The sequence below is a fragment of the Streptococcus vestibularis ATCC 49124 genome (genome assembly GCF_000188295.1).
Classification (GTDB): domain Bacteria; phylum Bacillota; class Bacilli; order Lactobacillales; family Streptococcaceae; genus Streptococcus; species Streptococcus vestibularis.
Genome location: NZ_GL831120.1, coordinates 1 through 1366 on the forward strand (window position 1 = coordinate 1; position 1366 = coordinate 1366).

Consider the following 1366-nt stretch of genomic DNA (forward strand, 5'->3'; position numbering starts at 1 on the left):
TTTGAGGTTTGTCTTTTTTATATTCGCACTTAATCCTACCATCATTTTTACCAATTTTTGATATTTAGACATGCCAAAGTAAGTCCACCCTTATCTTCCATTTTGCACTTTCCTTTTTCTCTGGTATAACGCAAGAAAAGTCCCCAGAAGTATAACTTCTGAGGACTTTTCTTCAATCTGACATACCCTTAATCATGTTTTTCTATGTAAAGTTGTTGGGCGATTAGGTGATTGATTTGAACTTCTTGCCCCTTAATCTTGAGTTGAAAGAGACCAGTGTAATCATCGTACCCCTTTAGAAGGATGTCATCCCCGATCTTCAGTTGGATTTGTTCTAAAAAATTGAGTAATTCAAAAGTATCCTGGACTCTTCGCAAACGATAGGTTCCTGGTTCGCTGACATCGCTCAAACGATCCTGGTAAGCCTCGATAAGAAGTTTTCCTTTCGGTGGAATGGTCCCTCCATGAGGACAGATCTTAGGAGTGTCTAACATCTGGTCTAATTTATCGATAAAGCGATCGGAGACAGTATGCTCGAGCACTTCAGCCTCTTCATGAACTTCTTCAGTAGTATAGTCCAGATTTTTTAGTAAAAACAATTCAATCAAGCGGTGCTTGCGAAAAAGATCGGAAACCGTTTGGAAGCCGAGCTCGGTGAGCAGATAGCCGTGGAGCTTATCCTTAATGAGGAGATTCTCCGAGATCATGCGCTTGACCATCTCAGTCACGGCTGGAGGTGAAACCTGCATCCGGGCCGCAATCTCTTTGTTACTAATTTTTTCATGTTGCGCACCGATTTCATAGATGCACTTGAGGTAATCTTCTTTATTTGGTGTCATAGGTTCCTCTTTTCTTCTCTCCTTCTAGTATATCAAAAAAAGAGCAAAATGGCTTGGCCAGTGGATAGGAATTGCCTGGGGGTAAAAGATTCTAATATGGAAAAAAATGAGAACAAAATAAAAAGGAGGATGTAGATGCAGCGACAGGAATTAGAAATGCTGAGCTGTACGACCAGATGTCTCAGCCACTTAGAAAACTGATTGCAGTCTTGTACGTATGAAGCAATACGTCAAGCTTGCTACTGCTCTGTCTTAGTCTTTGACAGCCCTCTTTTCCAAGATATGTGTCAGAGAGAACTGCAAGGGTTGATGGGAGGCCGTTCCCAAGCTATCTTAGAAGGGGCCATACACCCCTGTCTTATATCACAAGATTTATTGGAGCCGAAAGGGAACCTTTGCACAAGGAGGTAGGAACTACAAGCAATAGGTAGCAAAGCGCATGCGAAGCTTTCTACAACGCATCCCTCACCCACGTTGACGAGTCCTTCTCCAGGACGGTATCCATCGTATTTTATAGCAACGAAAAA

Annotated in this window: 1 protein-coding gene; it reads right to left on the reverse strand. The window is 42.2% G+C overall.

What is annotated here, in order from left to right:
* Positions 1 to 188: 188 nt before the first annotated feature.
* Entirely contained in the window at positions 189 to 839 is a 651-nt protein-coding gene (locus HMPREF9425_RS08995) for a metal-dependent transcriptional regulator (protein WP_003093444.1), read from the reverse strand.
* Positions 840 to 1366 lie beyond the last annotated feature (527 nt).

Bases quoted from the DNA above. Each gene is read 5' to 3' on its own strand.
- HMPREF9425_RS08995 (WP_003093444.1), bottom strand. From the start codon at position 839: ATGACACCAAATAAAGAAGATTACCTCAAGTGCATCTATGAAATCGGT.